This window comes from Sphingobium sp., from assembly GCA_023266575.1.
Classification (GTDB): Bacteria; Pseudomonadota; Alphaproteobacteria; order Sphingomonadales; family Sphingomonadaceae; genus Sphingobium.
Genome location: JAHFPV010000003.1, coordinates 127,660 through 144,468 on the forward strand (window position 1 = coordinate 127,660; position 16,809 = coordinate 144,468).

General features: G+C 65.4%; 21 protein-coding genes. 12 read left to right on the plus strand and 9 right to left on the minus strand.

Annotated elements, in window-relative coordinates; all coding sequences use genetic code 11:
• Window positions 1-14: 14 nt before the first annotated feature.
• From Q0D44_RS05390 to Q0D44_RS05405, 4 genes are all read left to right on the plus strand, one after another.
• Complete coding sequence (locus Q0D44_RS05390; protein WP_294133969.1) at window positions 15-740, plus strand: response regulator transcription factor; 726 nt, start codon at window positions 15-17, stop codon at window positions 738-740.
• Window positions 733-2,085 carry a HAMP domain-containing sensor histidine kinase gene (locus Q0D44_RS05395; RefSeq protein ID WP_294133583.1) on the plus strand — a complete coding sequence of 451 codons (1,353 nt, stop codon included), beginning with the start codon at window positions 733-735 and terminating at the stop codon, window positions 2,083-2,085. The genes Q0D44_RS05390 and Q0D44_RS05395 overlap by 8 nt, the downstream gene beginning before the upstream one ends.
• Window positions 2,078-2,644, plus strand: coding sequence for a hypothetical protein (locus Q0D44_RS05400; RefSeq protein WP_294133586.1), 567 nt, complete (start codon window positions 2,078-2,080; stop codon window positions 2,642-2,644). Before Q0D44_RS05395 ends, Q0D44_RS05400 begins: the two co-directional genes overlap by 8 nt.
• Before the next feature lie 122 nt (window positions 2,645-2,766).
• Entirely contained in the window at window positions 2,767-3,135 is a 369-nt protein-coding gene (locus Q0D44_RS05405; protein ID WP_294133587.1) for a hypothetical protein, read from the plus strand.
• A 30-nt stretch (window positions 3,136-3,165) separates the two neighbouring features.
• Here Q0D44_RS05405 and Q0D44_RS05410 read toward each other — a convergent pair whose 3' ends face one another.
• Window positions 3,166-4,356, minus strand: coding sequence for a cardiolipin synthase B (locus Q0D44_RS05410; RefSeq protein WP_294133589.1), 1,191 nt, complete (start codon window positions 4,354-4,356; stop codon window positions 3,166-3,168).
• Between the two features lie 119 nt (window positions 4,357-4,475).
• On the opposite strand from Q0D44_RS05410, the gene rpoZ reads away from it, so the two are divergent.
• Window positions 4,476-4,820: a DNA-directed RNA polymerase subunit omega gene (gene rpoZ / locus Q0D44_RS05415; RefSeq protein ID WP_026002539.1), complete on the plus strand. Its 345-nt coding sequence runs from the start codon at window positions 4,476-4,478 to the stop codon at window positions 4,818-4,820.
• A gap of 198 nt (window positions 4,821-5,018) precedes the next feature.
• Here the strand turns inward: rpoZ and Q0D44_RS05420 are convergent, their stop codons facing one another.
• Window positions 5,019-5,207, minus strand: coding sequence for a hypothetical protein (locus Q0D44_RS05420; protein WP_294133608.1), 189 nt, complete (start codon window positions 5,205-5,207; stop codon window positions 5,019-5,021).
• A gap of 7 nt (window positions 5,208-5,214) precedes the next feature.
• Complete coding sequence (ung, locus tag Q0D44_RS05425) at window positions 5,215-5,901, minus strand: uracil-DNA glycosylase (protein WP_294133610.1); 687 nt, start codon at window positions 5,899-5,901, stop codon at window positions 5,215-5,217.
• Window positions 5,902-5,996: 95 nt separating this feature from the next.
• On the opposite strand from ung, the gene Q0D44_RS05430 reads away from it, so the two are divergent.
• From Q0D44_RS05430 to Q0D44_RS05440, 3 genes are read left to right on the plus strand one after another with little or no spacing between them, the layout of a single operon-like run.
• A complete protein-coding gene (locus Q0D44_RS05430) occupies window positions 5,997-6,998 on the plus strand; it encodes a serine hydrolase (RefSeq protein ID WP_294133613.1) in 1,002 nt (333 codons plus the stop codon).
• A 58-nt stretch (window positions 6,999-7,056) separates the two neighbouring features.
• Window positions 7,057-7,422 carry a DUF962 domain-containing protein gene (locus Q0D44_RS05435; protein ID WP_217672703.1) on the plus strand — a complete coding sequence of 122 codons (366 nt, stop codon included), beginning with the start codon at window positions 7,057-7,059 and terminating at the stop codon, window positions 7,420-7,422.
• A 45-nt stretch (window positions 7,423-7,467) separates the two neighbouring features.
• Complete coding sequence (locus Q0D44_RS05440; RefSeq protein ID WP_294133617.1) at window positions 7,468-8,538, plus strand: GNAT family N-acetyltransferase; 1,071 nt, start codon at window positions 7,468-7,470, stop codon at window positions 8,536-8,538.
• On the opposite strand, the gene Q0D44_RS05445 is transcribed toward Q0D44_RS05440, so the two are convergent.
• Together Q0D44_RS05445 and Q0D44_RS05450 are read right to left on the minus strand one after the other, a co-directional pair.
• Window positions 8,516-9,385 carry a transcriptional regulator gene (locus tag Q0D44_RS05445; protein ID WP_294133621.1) on the minus strand — a complete coding sequence of 290 codons (870 nt, stop codon included), beginning with the start codon at window positions 9,383-9,385 and terminating at the stop codon, window positions 8,516-8,518. The two genes, Q0D44_RS05440 and Q0D44_RS05445, sit on opposite strands and share 23 nt — an antisense overlap.
• A complete protein-coding gene (locus Q0D44_RS05450; protein WP_294133623.1) occupies window positions 9,382-10,512 on the minus strand; it encodes a GNAT family N-acetyltransferase in 1,131 nt (376 codons plus the stop codon). The genes Q0D44_RS05445 and Q0D44_RS05450 overlap by 4 nt, the downstream gene beginning before the upstream one ends.
• A gap of 182 nt (window positions 10,513-10,694) precedes the next feature.
• Between Q0D44_RS05450 and Q0D44_RS05455 the strand changes: the two genes are divergently transcribed.
• The 4 genes from Q0D44_RS05455 to Q0D44_RS05470 all read left to right on the plus strand — a co-directional run bounded on the left by Q0D44_RS05455 (window position 10,695) and on the right by Q0D44_RS05470 (window position 14,404).
• The gene (locus Q0D44_RS05455) at window positions 10,695-11,696 is read left to right on the plus strand and encodes an NAD-dependent epimerase/dehydratase family protein (RefSeq protein ID WP_294133626.1); all 1,002 of its coding nucleotides are present in this window, start codon (window positions 10,695-10,697) and stop codon (window positions 11,694-11,696) included.
• A gap of 299 nt (window positions 11,697-11,995) precedes the next feature.
• Complete coding sequence (locus Q0D44_RS05460; protein ID WP_217672592.1) at window positions 11,996-13,006, plus strand: KpsF/GutQ family sugar-phosphate isomerase; 1,011 nt, start codon at window positions 11,996-11,998, stop codon at window positions 13,004-13,006.
• On the plus strand, window positions 13,003-13,809 hold the full coding sequence (gene kdsB, locus Q0D44_RS05465) for a 3-deoxy-manno-octulosonate cytidylyltransferase (protein ID WP_294133971.1): 807 nt from the start codon (window positions 13,003-13,005) through the stop codon (window positions 13,807-13,809). The genes Q0D44_RS05460 and kdsB overlap by 4 nt, the downstream gene beginning before the upstream one ends.
• A 4-nt stretch (window positions 13,810-13,813) precedes the next feature.
• Window positions 13,814-14,404 carry a histidine phosphatase family protein gene (locus tag Q0D44_RS05470; protein WP_294133972.1) on the plus strand — a complete coding sequence of 197 codons (591 nt, stop codon included), beginning with the start codon at window positions 13,814-13,816 and terminating at the stop codon, window positions 14,402-14,404.
• Between the two features lie 36 nt (window positions 14,405-14,440).
• Here Q0D44_RS05470 and Q0D44_RS05475 read toward each other — a convergent pair whose 3' ends face one another.
• The 4 genes from Q0D44_RS05475 to Q0D44_RS05490 form a co-directional block, all read right to left on the minus strand.
• On the minus strand, window positions 14,441-14,611 hold the full coding sequence (locus tag Q0D44_RS05475) for a hypothetical protein (protein WP_217672590.1): 171 nt from the start codon (window positions 14,609-14,611) through the stop codon (window positions 14,441-14,443).
• Window positions 14,612-14,733: 122 nt separating this feature from the next.
• The gene (locus tag Q0D44_RS05480; RefSeq protein WP_294133635.1) at window positions 14,734-15,285 is read right to left on the minus strand and encodes an LptA/OstA family protein; all 552 of its coding nucleotides are present in this window, start codon (window positions 15,283-15,285) and stop codon (window positions 14,734-14,736) included.
• Complete coding sequence (locus Q0D44_RS05485) at window positions 15,285-15,932, minus strand: LPS export ABC transporter periplasmic protein LptC (protein ID WP_294133637.1); 648 nt, start codon at window positions 15,930-15,932, stop codon at window positions 15,285-15,287. The genes Q0D44_RS05480 and Q0D44_RS05485 overlap by 1 nt, the downstream gene beginning before the upstream one ends.
• Before the next feature lie 21 nt (window positions 15,933-15,953).
• Entirely contained in the window at window positions 15,954-16,571 is a 618-nt protein-coding gene (locus Q0D44_RS05490) for a ribonuclease D (RefSeq protein ID WP_294133639.1), read from the minus strand.
• Window positions 16,572-16,809: the final 238 nt, after the last annotated feature.

Genomic DNA, 16,809 nt, shown 5'->3' on the forward strand with positions numbered 1-16,809 from the left:
TAGCGGGGGACATGATGGGGCAGACTGACCAGATTTCCGTGCTGCTGGTGGAGGATGACGCCGCCGCGCGCGCCAATATCGCCGCGATCCTGAGCAATGCGGGCATGACCGTGGAACAGGCCGAGGATGGCGCGACCGGGCTGACGCGCGCGGGCAGCGGCGGGCATGACGTGCTGATCCTCGACCGGATGCTGCCACATTATTCGGGCATCGACATCGTCACCCGGCTGCGCGGCGCGGGCGTGGGTGCGCCGGTGCTGATGCTGTCGGCGCTGGGGCGCAGCGAACATCGGGTCGAGGGGCTGGAAAGCGGGGTCGACGATTATCTGGCCAAGCCGTTCGAGCCGGACGAGTTGGTCGCCCGCGTCCGCGCGCTGTGGCGACGCGCCAGCCGCCGCAATCATGATCCGGTGCTGCTGTTTGGCGATCTGGAATGTCATGCCAAGGCGCGCACCGCCTATCGCCAGGGTCGGCATCTGGCGCTGTCGCCCAAGGAATTTGAGCTGTTCCGTTACCTGATGGACCATGCGGGCGAGGTGGTGACGCGCGAAATGCTGCTGCGCCATGTGTGGAAGCTGAATTTCGATCCGCAGACCAATGTCGTCGACGTCAATGTCGGCCGCCTGCGCCGCAAGCTGGAGGAAGGGTTTGACGGCCCGGTGCTGGAAACCGTGTGGGGCACCGGATACCGGCTGATCGCGGCGGGGGCCGGACCTGCCAGCGGATCGGCCGTTGGGTAGGATCAATCTGTTCCACTCGGTATTCGGCCGGGTGACTTTGTCGGCGCTGCTGGTCAGCCTGTTGTCCACGCTGGCGCTGTTTCTGGTGGTCGAAAAGATCGTCGCCGATGATGGCCGGGCGATGCTGGCGCGGGAGGTCGATACCGATCTGGCTGGCCTTGCGGATATTTATGTGAGCGGCGGCGACACGGAGTTGCGCGCGCGTATCGCCGATCGGCTGGCGGTCGAGCGGGAGGATGGCGAGCAGGGCTGGTATCTCCTGGCCGACGCGCAGGGCCGCCGCATCGCGGGCAATCTGGAACGCTGGCCGAAATTATCCTCGCGCGTTTCCGAAGCGCGCTTCGTCACTCTGCCCGATGGGCGACGCATGTTCGCGCGCGCGACCCGGCTCGGCCCGGCGGCGCAATTGCTGGTCGGGCGCAGCAATTTGCGGGGGGAGGCGTTGCTCGCCCGGCTGGCGGCGGCCTTTGCCGTGGCGGGGGCGCTGATCGCGCTGCTCAGCCTGACGGCGGGCCATTTTGCCGCGCGCCGCCTGCGCGCACGGGTGGAGGCGGTCAACGCGACCTTCGCCGCCGTCCGCGCCGGATGGATTGCAGCGCGGGTGCCGGGCGCAGGGACCAGCGACGAACTGGCCGAACTTGCGGGCAATACCAATGCGATGCTGGATCAGGTCGAACGGCTGATCGAGGCGCAGCGCGCCGTGTCGGATCAGACCGCGCATGAAATCCGTACCCCGCTGATGCACCTCGACACCCGCATATTGAAGGCGATGGAAGGGACGCAGGACTTGGGCCTGCTGCGCACGCTGGACCAGTCGCGCGGCGAGATTCGCGGGGTCGTGCGGCTGCTCGATTCGCTGCTCGACATAGCGGGCACGCAGGCGCTGCGCGGTGACCTGCGCGGGCTGGCGGAGGTCGATCTGAGTGACATCGCCGAGACGCTGGCCGACCTCTATGGCGCAAGCGCGGAGGAACTGGGCATCGGCTTTCATGCCCGGATCGCGCCGGGGGTGATGCTGCGCGCGGACCCGATGCAGATGATGCGGCTGATGTCCAACCTGCTCGACAATGCGTTCAAATATGTGCCGAGCGGCGGGTCGGTGGCGCTGGAGCTGTCGCCCGGCCCGCGCATCGTGGTGCAGGATGACGGCCCCGGCATCCCGGCTGCCGACCGCGCGCGCATTTTTGAACGTTATGTCCGGCTCGATGTCGGGTCCGGTGGCGGCCATGGGCTGGGACTGGCGCTTGCCAGAGCGATTGCGCAGCGGCATGAACTGTCGCTGCATGTGGAGGATGCAGCGCCCGGTGCGCGCTTCGTCGTCCAGTTGGAGGATCAGGATGTTTAGGCTGTTGCTGCCCGCATTGCTGCTTGCCACGACGCCCGCCGCGCCCGCAGCCGACATGCTGCCCGCCGATCCGGTGCTGCGCACGCTGATGGAAGGGGACGCGGCGCTGGCCGGGGGTAATGCCGCGCAGATGATGGACACAGCGCAGGTTTTGAAGGCGCTGGGCGCGACCCCGGCAGAGGGGCAGGATGATCTCGCCGCGCTCTGGACGCAGGAGGCGCAGACGCGCGGCGTGACCCGATCGACGCTCGCCTTTCGCGGGCGGGCGCTGGGGCCGGCCTACAGGCGCGGATCGCTGGTGGCGGGCGGCAGCTTCACCATGCGGCAATTATTCCTGGCGGGGCAGCGGGCGCAAATTTCCATCGCACCGGCGGGCGGGGCCGGCGGCGCTGGCCTGTCGATCCGGGTGCAGGGGGCGGACGGCGCGACCCTGTGCGCCAAGGCGGTGGGCGGGCCACAGGCGGACTGCGCCTGGCTGCCGGTCTTTACCGAACGCTATGATATCGTGATCGAAAATGGCGGTTCATCGCCTGCCGGATTTTATCTGATCGTGCGCTGATCCCGGCTCCGTTCGTCGTTGCAAGGGCGCATTTCATCCATTCTGTCGTTTCGTTCAGGCGAAAAAGGGCGGGGTCGGGGCGTTGTCTCTTTCGTGTTTCACGAGGAATGAGGAGAAACCCCATGAAGCGTTCGTCCTTTCTGGCCGCTGCCGCCCTGCTCACCCTGACTTCCACCGCCGCGCTGGCCCAGGGCGAAGGGCCGGTCAGCTATGAGGAGCAACTGGCGCAGGTTGAAAACCAGCTGACCTATCAGGCGCCGATTGCCGGGATCGAAAATGATTATTGGTTCAATTATCAGACCGACCTTGCCGAAGCGCGCAAGGAATTGACCAAGGATCTGCGCGGCGCGTCCGATGCAGAGGATAATCGCGACGCCTGGGAGGAATATCGCGCAGAACTGGCCGATGCGCGCGGCGATTATGCCAAGGAAATGGCCGAGAAGGGCTATCCGGTTGGTCAGGTCAGCGTGCTGAGCGATACGGGTCGTTGACGATGCGGGGGAGGGGCTGACCCTCCCCTATCAATCCGCGTCGGGATCGCGGAAATTGAGCCGCCGCGTCACGGTATAGTCCAGCACGCCGACCAGCAGATAGCTGATCCATTGCTTGGCCAGCGTCAATATGGTGCGGGTGGCGCGGTGGCTTTCCAGCGTCACGACGCGGCTGTCCCGCGCCATCCGGTCGATCAGGCCGCGCACGGACGTGGCAAACCCGGCATCGTCGATCCGCAGCATGACCTCTAAATTGACGAACAGGCTGCGCATGTCGAAATTGGCCGATCCGATGAACACGGCATCGTCGATGACGATCAGCTTCATGTGCAGCTTGGCCGGGCTATATTCGGCAATCTCCACCCCGCGCTTGAGCAGCGGCCCATAGAGCAGCCGCGCTGCCGCGATCGTTGCGCCATTGTCCGACTTGGCGGGCAGGATGATCCGCGCACCCTTGCGCCTTGTCGCGCGGGCGATCCGCTTGAGCATCCCGCGTCCGGGCGAGAAATAGGCCGCGACCATATCGACCCGCTGCGCCTGTTCCAGATCATGTTTCACCACCTGCGCCCAGGGGCTGAGTCGCCGCGTCGGTCCGCCGATCAGCCAGCGGAACGGATCGGCGGGATCATGATGGAGCGAGGGGTGCCAGTGGCGCACCATGTAGCGCAACGTCCGGAAACGCTGCTTGCGCGTCGCGACCCAGCGCCAGAGTTGGCCATACCAGCGGCTCATCGCCTCGACCTGCGGTCCTTCCATCCACAGGCCAAGGTCGGCCCAACTGTCCTGCGGCGGGATGCCGAAATAGCCATCCTCGACATTGAAGCCGCCGATCAGCATCCGCGCGTCATCGGCGATCGCCATTTTCTGATGGTTGCGGATCAGGTAGCGGGTCGACCGGCGCGTGCCGAAACGGCCGAAATGCCCGCCCGCCTCCACCAACGGCGAAAAGAAAGTGTCGGGGGTGCGGGACGATCCGAAGCCGTCGACCATCAGCGTGACCGTCACGCCGCGCGCCCGTGCCCCGACCAGCGCGTCGCGTATCTTCGTGCCGCTGCCATCATCGGCAAAGATATAATAATAGAGTTTGAGCGAGGTGCGCGCGCCGGTGATCAGCGCCACCAGTGCGTCGAACAGGGCCGCGCCATCATCGATCAGGCGCAGATGATTGCCGTCCAGCGTGACGGCGATGTCGGGCGCTTGGACTTTCACGGGGGTCGCCATCGCGCCCTCATGCCGCCTTTTGGCCGGGTGCGCCACGGCTTTATGGCCTTTTCATTGACTTGGGACAGGGGCGCTGCTAACCGGCCCACTAATCATTCCATTTGTTGCAGGAGGCCCGTTTGGCCCGCGTTACCGTCGAAGATTGCGTCGACAAGGTTACCAACCGTTTTGACCTCGTCCTGCTCGCCGCCCAGCGCGCGCGGGAGATTTCGGGCGGCGCAGAGTTGACCGTGGACCGGGACCGGGACAAGAACCCCGTCGTCGCGCTGCGCGAAATCGCCGAGGAAACGGTGCTGCCCGCCGAACTGCATGATTCGGTCGTCGCCTCGCTCCAGAAGGTGCAGATTGACGATGACGATACGCCGGACGAAATCGGATCGATCGCGCAGTCGGCCGAAGCCCTGCGCTTGACCGCGGCGGCCCCGCCGCGCAACCAGAATATCGGCGGCGATTACGACGGCTGATCCACCGGATACGGTTTGGAGAGGGAAGAGGCCCGGCCTGCACAAGCAGGACCGGGCCTCACTTTTTGGTGGGTGATTGAGCGGCTTTCGCACAGTCACACCCGTCATTCCCGCGCAGGTGGGAACCCATGTCTCGCCATACGACTCGATTGCCGGAGGCAAGATGGGGCCCCGCCTGCGCGGGGATGACGAAAGACGTTATGTCGGTGAATCTGCAGGCCGCGGGACGCGCTTGCCCTTGGTCCGGCTTGTGAGGTGAAACTGCCCGCAGCGGTCGCAGCGATAGGGGCGCAATATGATGCTAGCCCGCTCTGCCGCTACCTGGGCGTCTGCTTCCGATCCATAGCGCCGCTTGGCGGCGCAGATGCGCAGTCGCGTACTCTTCACGATTCGGTCATAGGGGCGGCAAGGCCCAGTCGATCGCCCCGCGCCCATGCGCTTCCAGAAAGGCGTTGGTCTGCGAAAAGGGCCGCGATCCGTGAAAGCCATTATGCGCCGACAGGGGCGAGGGGTGGGCGGATTTCAGCACCAGATGACGGCTCTGGTCGACGAACGCCGCCTTGCGCTGGGCATAGGCGCCCCAGAGCAGGAATACGGTGGGTTTTTCCTGCTGCGCCACCAGCCGCACCACGGCATCGGTGAACAGCTCCCAGCCCTTGCCCTGATGGGAGGCTGCGCGGGCCATTTCGACCGTCAGCACGCTGTTGAGCAACAGTACGCCCTGTCTGGCCCAATGTTCCAGAAAGCCGTGGGACGCGCGCGGGATGCCCAGGTCCGCTTCCATCTCTTTGTAGATATTGACCAGGGATGGCGGGGTGCGCACGCCGGGCTGGACCGAAAAGCACAGGCCATGCGCTTGCCCCTCGCCATGATAGGGGTCCTGCCCCAAAATCACGACTTTGACCTGATCGAGCGGGGTCAGGTCGAGCGCGCGGAAATAGTCACGGCCCTTGGGGAAGATGCGTTTGCCAGCCGCCTTTTCCGCCGCCAGAAAGGCTTTGAGCCCCTGCATGTGCGGGGTGGCGAACTGGTCGGCCAGCGGGGTCAGCCAGCTTTCGTGCAACTTGATGGCGCTACTCATGGAGCGGGTGATGGCCCGCACGGCAAAGCCCTGTCAACGCGCGAATCGCGGTAAACTCTCTTGCGCTCGGCCTGCGCATTGGCGACATGGGGACCATGGTTTCGCTTCGTCCCATCGCCATGTTTGCCGCGCTTGGCCTGTTCCTGGCGCCCCTGCCCAATGCCGACGCCTTCGGCCCGGCCAAGACCCATGTGCAGCAAACCGCCGAGACGCGGCTGATCGCCCAGTTTCAGCGCTTCGCCAGCCTGACCGACGGCACGGTCGGCATCGTCGTGCGCGACCTTGGCACTGGCGAAACGCTTTCGCTCAATGGCGATACGCTCTTCCCGATGGCCAGCGCCTATAAGGTCGCGGTGGCCGGGCGCATCTTTGCGATGATCGATGCTGGCGCGCTGACGCTGGAGGACCGGCTAGCCAGTCCGGCGGGGCCGGTGTCGGTCGCGACGCTGCTCGACCTAATGCTGACCCGTAGCGACAATGACGCTACCGACCTGCTGGTCGCGCGCGCGGGTGGCCCGGCGGCGGTGCATCACTGGGTTGCGGGGCTGGGGATCAGGGGCTTGCGGGTGGACAGCAACACCGCCGACCTTCTGTATCGCGCCATGGGGCTGGCCCCCCGACCGGGCAATTTCAACCGCAATGTCGCCGCTGCCATGGCCGCCGACCCGACGCTGCGCGAACGCGATGCGCGCGACATCCCCAATATCGCCTTTGCCCAAGACCCGCGCGACACCGCGACGCCAACCGCGATGACCGATCTGGTCGCCGCGATCCGCACTGGCAAGGCTTTGTCGGGGCGCAGCACGGTGGCGTTGCTGTCGATCATGGAACGGTGCCGCACTGGCAAGGCGCGCCTGCCGGGCATGTTGCCGCCCGGCACGCTGGTCGCGCACAAGACCGGGTCGCTCAACGGCACCGGCAATGATACGGGCGTCATCACCCTGCCAGACGGGCGGTTGTTCGCCATCACCGTATTCGTGATGCAGGATCATAAGGGGCAGGTAACGCGCGACCGCATCATGGCGGAAGCGGCGCGGGCAACCTATGACTATTTCCTGTTCGCGACCGATAGAGGCCCCAATCGCAGCACAGTCTGACGCATCGTGCTTAACATCGATCAGCCATATGGATAAGGTGGCGGCAGAGAGGATTGCCGTGCCCGCCATTACCCAATTTCGCGAATTCTGGCCCTATTATCTGCAGGAACATGCGCGTCCCGGCACGCGCGCGCTGCATTATGCGGGGACCAGCATGGTCGTTGCGCTGCTGGCGGCGGCACCGGTTGCCGGGCGCTGGTGGATGGCGCTGGCCCTGCCGATCGTGGGCTATGGCTTTGCCTGGATCGGCCATGGCCTGATCGAGCGTAACCGGCCCGCCACCTTCCGCTATCCGCTTTGGTCGCTGCGCGCCGATTTCGTGATGTGGCACCGCTATCTGACCGGCCATATCCGCCGCGATCTGGCCCGTGCCGGGGTGCGCGCAGATGGCACGGTCGATCCTGATCGGCGCGTATTCGCCTAGCAGAGCCGCTTGACCGCACCGGGCGCTCTGCCACATGAGGGCGCCATGGCTCTTACCGCGCAATTCCTGCCCCTGCCCGACCGGGCGGCGCTTTCTGTTCGCTGGCAGGCGCTCGAAGCGCGGGCGGACGGTGCCTTTTTCCTCAGCTGGACCTGGGTTGGCGCGTGGCTGGACAGCTATGACGTGCGGCCCGAACTGCTGGCGGTCACGGACGAGGCGGGCGGGGACGTCGCGCTGGCGCTGGTTGGTCATGCGATGATGCCGCGCCTGCTGGGGCGGGTCGCGACATTGAGTCTCAACCAGTCCGGCGACGCGCAAGCCGACCGGCCCTATGTCGAATATAATGGCCTGCTGGCCACGCGCGGGCAGGAGGCGGAGGCTGCGACCGCCGCCATCGCTGCATTGGGCCGCCGCCGCGACTGGCGCGCGCTGCGACTGAGCGGCATCGCCCCGGACTCACCCCTGCTGGCCCTGCCTGCTTGGACGAAGCGCCGGGTCGATGCCTCGCCCGTCTATCAGGTCGATCTCGACGCGGTTCGCGGCGCGGCGGGCGATTATCTCTCGCTGCTCAGCGCCAATACGCGCAGCCAGATCCGCCGCGCGATCAAGGATCATGGCGGCGGCCTGCCCCATGTCGCGCGGGCGGGGGCGAACGAAGTCTCGCCCTGGCTGGCCGAGATGGCAGCGCTCAATAGCGGGCGTCATGCCGACAATGCCTGGGACGATCCGGCCTTTCGCGGCTTTGTCGCGACCATCGTGGAGCAGGGGCGAGCGAGCGGCGCGGTCGACCTGCTACGCTTTACCGATGCGGGCGGGGTTGTGGGCCTGCTGGTCAATTTCGTGCATTGCGGCCAGGCGCTCAACTATCAGTCCGCCTTTGCCGAACCGCGCACGGGCAAGGACAAGCCGGGCCTGCTCTGCCACGCCGCCGCGGTCGACCATTATGCCGCGCGCGGCCTGTCGCTCTATTCGCTGCTGGCGGGTAAGGATCGCTACAAGCAGAGCCTGTCCACGCGCGAGGAAAGTCTGGAATGGTGGGTGGTTGAGCGTTTTTCGCCGCGTCTGGCGGCCGAGGCGCTGCTGCGCCGCGTCCTTAAGCGCCCAGCTTCCGCATGATGCGATAGACCAGACGCCGCACGCCCTGCTTTTCGGGCCGTGCGCTGACCTGGCCCACGGGCAGGCTGCGCCGCCGCAGCAATGCGTTGAAACTGTGCAATTCGCCCTCTGCCACGCTGCGTTCGGACCGCCATGTCACTGACAGGCTGACCGAGACGGCGGGGCCATTCTCGACGAAATGGGGGGCCTTGACCGGCACATGCACCGCGTCGCCCGGCTGCATGGGGAAGGGGGTGCCAAGCGCCTTGAACCCGTCCTGCCAGACCAGATTGCGATGGCCACCGCCGTGAAATTCCTCGCTCTTTTGCGCCGGAACCAGCGCTTCGTCGCGCGCGGGGAAGATGGTCATCACCTTCGACCCCATGATCTGGAGCAGGATATTATGCTCCGGGTCCATGTGGAACGGGGTGACGCTGCCCGGCGAGGTCAGGAAGATGAAGGCCTCGCGGTGGAGCATCGGCCCGGTCTTGTCCGCAACGATCGGCGCGAGTTCGGCCAGCGCCGCGTCGAGCAGCGCGGCATAGGCCGGATCACGCTCGACATTTTTCAGCACCGCCCAGCTGCCATTGGTCTCGATCGTGCGGATGGTCTCGCCCAGCGTCAGGCCGTTGGATGGCGTATCGTCAGGCCGCACGCCCAGAGGCAGCTTGCCCAGATTATATTCGACGCTGGACGCAGGCATACGCTCCGCCAGCACGGCGAGCGCGTCGAGGCTGAGCAGCGTATGGCCGACCAGAGTGTGGCTCAACGCGACCGGCTGGTCGGGATAGGCGGCGGCGAAGGTCGCGCGCGCGCTATTGGGGAAGGTCGCGGCATCGGTTGCGGCGATCGGGCGATGGGCGGTCATCGCTGTCCTTTCAAGAGGCTGGCCAGGGATTCAAGGCCGTTGACTAAGGCGAAGGCGGCGGCGCGCTGAACCCGCGCGAGGCCTGTGCCACGCAGGGCGATGCGATATTGTACGATCGTGCGCCGTTCCGCCCACAGGCTGTCGATCATCGGATGGTCGGGCGCGGCGCAGCTGTCCATCCAGCCGATCGCGGGATCATCCTGCACCGCATGGAGATTGGCGATCTCGATTAGCACGCCGGGGGAAAAGCGGCCCAGCGCCTCGTCAAAGGCGATCTTGAAGGAGAAAGCGCCCGCGCCATGGCGGAAATTGGCCAGCATCGCGATCGCCCGACCGTCCAGGTCGATGCGCAGCATGTGCAGCCGCCCGGCGTCGAACGCGGCGGCGCAGGCAGCGCGGAAAAAGGCGGCGTCGGCGGGTTTGCAGGCCAAGGCCGTGCCTTCCTGCCCTTTCCAGCCCGACGCTTCCAATGCCAGGAAGTCGGCGCACCATTGCGGCAGGTCGGCGCGCTCGGCCAGCAGCCTTGTCTCGACCGTGCCAAGTTCGGCCAGCCGCTTTTGCAGGCGGCGGATTTCCTTGCGCTTCTTGGATCGCACATTGGCGTCCCAATAGGCGTCAGCGGTCAGGTCCGACCGCAGCATCGCCCGGTCGTAGCGGTGAATTTCGCGCCGTCCGCGCCTTTGTTCGACGCACAGTGCCTCCAGCGCGGCGGCATTGGCCCCGGCGGCGTCCAGCCCCTCCATATGCAGGAAGCCACGCGCCCAGGGGGCATCGTCCAATTGGCTGAGGAAGCTGCGCCATGCCGCCACTTCCTGCCCCGCGCGGATCATTGGCGCGCCAAAGAAACAATGATCATGCATCCAGTTGGCAACGCAGCCGACCGGCAGGCGACCATGGCGCGGCTGCACCACCACCGGCAACAGGCCGATCAGATGGTCACCCGCCCGCGCCTCGATCAGTCGCACATGGCCGTCGGTGGCAAGATGGTCGATCGCCGCACCCAGCATGTCGGGCGCATAAAAGGCATTGGCTTCCGCCGCCTCCTTCGCTAGCGCCGCCCAGCGCGCGCGCGGCTTCGTTCCCGGTGACAGGGGAACGGGGGGCGCTGGATGCGATGCCATGTCCATGGCTTTCCGCCTTAAATGGCAAAGATTAGGGAAAGCCTAAACTTTGCCGTCTAAGCGGAGGGCGATCGGATGGGACATCGGGCGCAAATGGGGCGAAAAAGCCTTTACATCGCCCGCCACTTTGGTGTGACTGACAGGGTGCGCCGCCCGCTGGCGCGACTTCGCGTGGGAGAATGAATAGCATGACGATATTGGTCACCGGCGTAGCCGGCTTTATCGGCATGACGGTCGCCGATCGGCTCATGGCGCAGGGCCATGCCGTGGTCGGCATCGACAATATGAACGATTATTATCCCGTCTCGCTCAAGCGCGACCGGATCGCCGCGCTGGAAGCAGCGCATGGCAAGCTGTTCACCTTTCACGAGCTGGATTTCGCCGACAATGATGCGCTGCACGCGGCGCTTGCGGATCAGGTGATCGAATCAATCGTCCATCTGGGCGCGCAGGCCGGTGTGCGCTATTCGCTGATCAACCCGCACGCCTATGTCCGATCCAACCTGGCGGGCCATGTCAACATGCTGGAGCTAGCGCGTGAACGGCGGGTGCGGCATCTGGTCTATGCCTCCTCCTCGTCGGTCTATGGCGGCAATGACAGCCTGCCCTTCCGGGTCGAGGACCGGGCGGACCACCCCGTCTCCCTCTATGCCGCGACCAAGCGCGCTGATGAACTGATGAGCGAGACCTACGCTCATCTGTTCCGTATCCCGATGACCGGGCTGCGTTTCTTCACAGTCTATGGACCATGGGGCCGGCCCGACATGGCGATGTGGATCTTCACCAAAAAGATTCTCGCCGGGGAACCGATACCGGTGTTCAACCATGGCCGGATGCAGCGCGATTTCACCTATATCGACGATATCGTCACTGGCGTGGTCGGCTGCCTCGACCATCCGCCTGCCGACGACGGCGCGCCAAAGCCGGGCGGCAGTCGCGCGCCGCACCGCCTCTACAATATCGGCAATAACAAGCCTGAGGAACTGATGCACCTGATCGCGGTGCTGGAGGACGCGCTGGGTCAAAAGGCGCAAATCGATTTCCAGCCGATGCAGCCGGGCGATGTTCACGCCACCTTTGCCGACATCAGCGCCATCGCCCACGACATTGGCTTTGCCCCAACCACGCAAATCGAATCGGGCGTGCCGCAATTTGTGGCCTGGTATCGCGACTATCATCAGACGCGCTGACGCCGCGTTGCGACGCACACTTTGCGCTGCCAAAAGTTCCACGGCCCGTCGCTGGCTTCAGTCGCCCCGTCTCGCGAGATGGCGATGGTGTGAAGGAAAACTGCGTTGAAATTCTTTTCGCAGTTGCAAAATGGTTTGCCATAAGTGCCTGAAACAGCGTAAACAGTTGCCCTGTGCCGGTGGTCAAGCCGGTTAGGGGTCGCGGAACAAGGGAAAGACGACGCATCAAATAGGGTGGATCGTCGCCGCATGTGCCAGCCGAATATTCGGCGGCAACACGCGGGAAAAAGGGCAAACGCGTGTCGACACTTGCTTCGAAAATCGTTCCGTTCGGGTCTGGCGGACGGATTGTTAAAGCGGCCTGCCACAGCCTGTCTGTCGCAGCACTGGGCCTCAATGCGCTGGAAGCGCAATTTGCTGAACGCGATTTTGCCGCGACCTTCGTGCGGCTGATCGGCGTTATCATGAATGTCCGGGGTCGCGTGATCGTGACCGGCATCGGCAAGAGCGGCATCGTCGCCCGGAAGATGACGGCGACGCTGACGTCAACCGGCACGCCAGCCATTTTCCTGCATCCCGCCGACGCCGGCCATGGCGATCTGGGTATGGTGACGCCGGACGATGTCGTGCTGATGCTGTCCCATTCGGGCGAATCAACTGAACTTGGTCCCATCATCCAATATTGCAAGCGCTTCGCCATCCCGCTGCTGGGCATGACGGCACAGGCGCACAGCACGGTGGCCACCGCTGCCGACATTTGCATGTTGATGCCCGACGTACCCGAAGCCTGCCCCAATTCGCTTGCGCCGACCACATCGACAACGGTGCAGATGGCCTTTGGCGACGCGATGGCGATTGCGCTGATGGAAATGCGCGGATTTTCCGCCGATGATTTCCACAAATTCCATCCCAATGGCCGCCTTGGCGCGCAACTGATCAAGGTGCGCGAACTGATGGCCAAGGGGGGGGACATCCCTTCGGTGCAGGAGGATGCTTCGCTCCTGGACGCGACCATCGAAATGACCCGCGCCCGTCTGGGCGGCACGGCGGTCGTTGATCGTGACGGGCGGCTGATCGGTGCCTTCACCGATGGCGACCTGCGCCGCACGGTGACCGGCAAGCAGAATCTGACCGAGGCGGTCGGCCGGTTCATGACGCATACGCCGCTGGCGGTGGGACCGGACGAACTGGCGCAGGAAGCGCTGCACCTGATGCACGAACGCAACGTCATGCTGCTGTTCGTGTGCGACAAGGGCAAGTTGATCGGTGCGGTCCATATGCACGACCTGCTGAACGCGGGCGTCGCCTGAACCAGCTTGTCGTCATTCCCGCGCGGGCGGGGTCGTCCCGCCTGCCGCGCAAGCCGCTGCGCCTGATCGCCGGGCGGACCCTGCTCCATCGCACCATCGCGATGGCCCGCGCCGCCATCGGCACGCGCGACGGGGTGGCGCTGATCGTCGCCACCGATGACGAGGCAATCGCCGATCACGCCCGCGCCATCGGCTGTGACGCCGTGATGACCGACAGCGCCATCGCTACCGGATCGGGCCGGGCGCTGGCCGCCGCGCTGGCGCAGGCGACCCCGCCGCGTTTCGTCGTCAACCTCCAGGGCGATTCCCCCTTCCAGCCGCAGGGGGCGCTCGGCGCGGTCATCGCCGCGCTGGAGGCGGGCGCGCAAGTCGCCACCCCGGTGATTGCGCTCGACTGGGCCGCGCTCGATGCCCTGCGCGATCACAAGACCCGCTCCCCCTTCAGCGGCACCTGCTGCGCCCGCGCGCCCGATGGCCGGGCGCTGTGGTTCTCCAAGACCATCATCCCCGCCATCAGGGGCGAGGATGCCCTGCGCGCCAGCCAGCCCGTCTCGCCCGTGTGGCGGCATGTCGGCCTTTACGGCTATGCGCTGGACGCCCTGCGCGCGTTCGAGGCTTGCCCGCCCACGGCGCTCGAAAATCTGGAGGGGCTGGAACAGCTCCGCCTGCTGGAACTGGGCATCCCGGTCATGACCGTGGCGGTCGATCCGCCGTTGTTCGACAGCAGCGGGATCGATACCGAAGCGGACATCAGCCGGGTCGAGGCGCTGATCGCGCTACATGGCGACCCGACGCCCCCTTAACGCCATGCGCCGCCTTTTCATCATCCGCCACGGCAATACCTTTGCCAGCAGCGCGCAGGCCTGCCGCATCGGATCGCGCACCGACCTTCCGCTGGTCGAGAGCGGCCATGCGCAGGCGCAGCGGCTGGGCACCTGGTTTGCTGCACAGGACTTTGCCATCACCCGGCTGCTCACCAGCCCGCTGCTGCGCGCCCGGCAAACCACGCAGGCGATCGCCGACGCCACCGGCCATGCGCCCGACGGCACGCGCGACTGGCTGGGCGAGATCGACCATGGTCCCGACGAAGGCCGCCCGGAGGCGCAGGTGCTGGCCCGCATCGGCGCGCAGGCGATCGCCGACTGGGACGAACGCGCCATCGCCCCTGTCGACTGGATCGTGGACGCCGACGCGCGTATCGCCGCCTGGCGCGCTTATTTCGCCGAGGGCGAGGAGGGGGTCGACCTGCTCGTCACCAGCAATGGCGCCGCCCGCTTCGCGCTGTTGGCCGCGGGTTTGCCGCTAGGCTCGCTCAAGCTGCGGACGGGGGCGTTCGGGGAACTGGCGCTCGATGCGGACGGCGGCGTGACGCTGGTCCAATGGGATGCCCGGCCTTGAGGCGATAGGCACATGTTGCCGTCTCTTCGCGCCTGCCTAGCCTTTGGAAAACCAGATCACGATGCCGATCGAGGCTACGGCCCAGCTGGCCAGACCGACCGCCAGGCCACTGATGACCCCGATGGTCATGTTCCAGCGGCGCGCGCTCAGAATGGCGCTACAGAGCGCAATGGCGAATATCACTAGAACGATTGCCGCCAATGTCATGGAGCAGCTTATCGCAGCGCAATTAAAAATGTGCAATCCCTGATTGTTACAGGGTCTCCACGCTGGATCAACCCCACCGACAAACGGTTCGTCGCGTCACGGAAACCGCGCAACGCCCGCGCTTAATTCTTCCGCTGCGGCACCGAGAATGTCCCGGTCACCCGGCCCCCGGCGCTGCCCGTAACGCCAGCGCCGCCGCCAGACGCGCGGCCATCGACCGTCGAGCGCCCGGTGTTGAGGTCCATCACCAGTCGCCCGCCGGTCAGCCGGTTCGACCCCTGGGTCAGCGCGACATTGCCCAGCATGGTGATGAGCTTGCTGTTGAGGTCGTAAATGGCGACATTGCCGCGCGCGGTCTGGTCCGCCTTGGTCACCACGACATTGCCCGATGCGTCGATCCGGTCGATCTCCACCCCGCCCGCGCCACCGCCCGGCTGGTTGCGATAGGCCACGGTCATGCGCGCGGCGTTGAGCGTCATGCCCGCCTGCGTCACTTCGACATTGCCCGACACGACGACACGGTCGGCGCGGTCCTGCACCTCGATCCGGTCGGCGGTGAAGTTGACCGGGGCGTTGCTGTTATGATTGCCGACGACCTGCGCATCCGCCCCGGCGAACAACAGCCCGGCGGCGCCCAAACAGCCGATCGACAGCAGAAGATAGGAGGTTTTCATCAGTTTCGCCCTTTGAGGCCATTTTGTTCGATGCGCAAGCTGGCCCGGCCATTCAATGTCACCGTCCGCGCGCCCATATCCGCTTCCAGATGGTCTGCGCTGAACGTGCCGATCGGGATGCGCCCGTCGACCCGGCCTGCGCTGCGCATCCGCCGGGTTTTGAGGTCAATGCCGACGTCGCGCGTGGTAAGGCGATATCCGCCCGCCGCCTCGAACTGCACCGGCCCTTCGATCCCGACCCGCTCTGTCTCCATGTCATAGCGGCCCTTTTGCGCGCTCAGCACGGCCGGGCCGTCCGACAGCAATATGCGCGCGGACATGGCGTTCAGATCGACGATCGGTTCGCGTGAGCTTTTCTGCACCGCGGACCCGGCGCGCAGGGAGAAAGGCTGCCCCTTGCTGTCCTGCCCGCGATAGAGCGCCTCGGTCACGCGCATCCGTTCCTTGGCGACTTCCACCTTATTCTTGTCCAGAACGAAGCTGACCTTGTCGCCGCCGGTAAAGGGCGCAGTCGCCAGCAGCGCGCTCAGCACGCCGACTGCGACCGGCAGCCAGTTTTTGAGCGTGCCGACCAGCCGGTCATGGCTCCCCCCCGGCCGCGCCCAGTGGCGGCGCACATCGCGTTGCTGATCGGCCTGGACGGACATGGTGACGACTACCCGATTCGCTTACATATGGGAGAAGATGTCGATCTCCGGCCATCCCGCCAGGTCGAGTTCGGCGCGATGCGGCAGGAAATCGAAACAGGCCTGGGCCAGTTCCATCCGCCCTTCGCGCTCCAGCCTTTTGTTCAACTCCGTCCGCAGCGCATGGAGGAAGCGCACGTCGGACGCGGCATAATCCTTCTGCGCGTCGGTCAGGGTCGGGTTGCCCCAGTCGCTCGACTGCTGCTGCTTGCTGATATCCTGCCCCAGCAATTCGCGCACCAGTTCTTTCAGGCCATGGCGGTCGGTATAGGTGCGGATCAGGCGCGACGCGATCTTGGTGCAATAGACGGGCGCTGCCACCACGCCCAGATAATGTTTGAGCGCGGCGATGTCGAAACGCCCGAAATGATAGAGTTTTAGCCGTTCCGGGTCGGCCAGCACGGCGCGCAGATTGGGCGCGGCATAGTCCGATCCAGCGGCAAAGCGCACCAGATGTTCATCGCCCTTGCCATCGCTGATCTGCACCACGCAGAGGCGGTCGCGGGGGGTGATCAGCCCCATGGTTTCGGTGTCGACGGCGACCGGGCCGGGGGCAAGCACGCCAGCGGGCAGGTCTTCTTCATGGAAATGGACGGTCATGCCTCCCCTCTATGGGCAAAGCGGGGATATCGCAATCAAAGGCTTTGCCGATGGTGCGACGGGATGGTTCGACAGGGGCGTGCGATCAGCCGAAGTCGCACCCGAAAGCGAGCCTGTAAAAACATTCGCGCTCCCCCGAAAAGTTGATATAGTGATTCCCAAACCGCGCCTTTGCGGTGGATTGTGCATGTCATTCGCCCGACATGTTTGTCCGATTGGTCTTGGGGCGAAGCGAAAG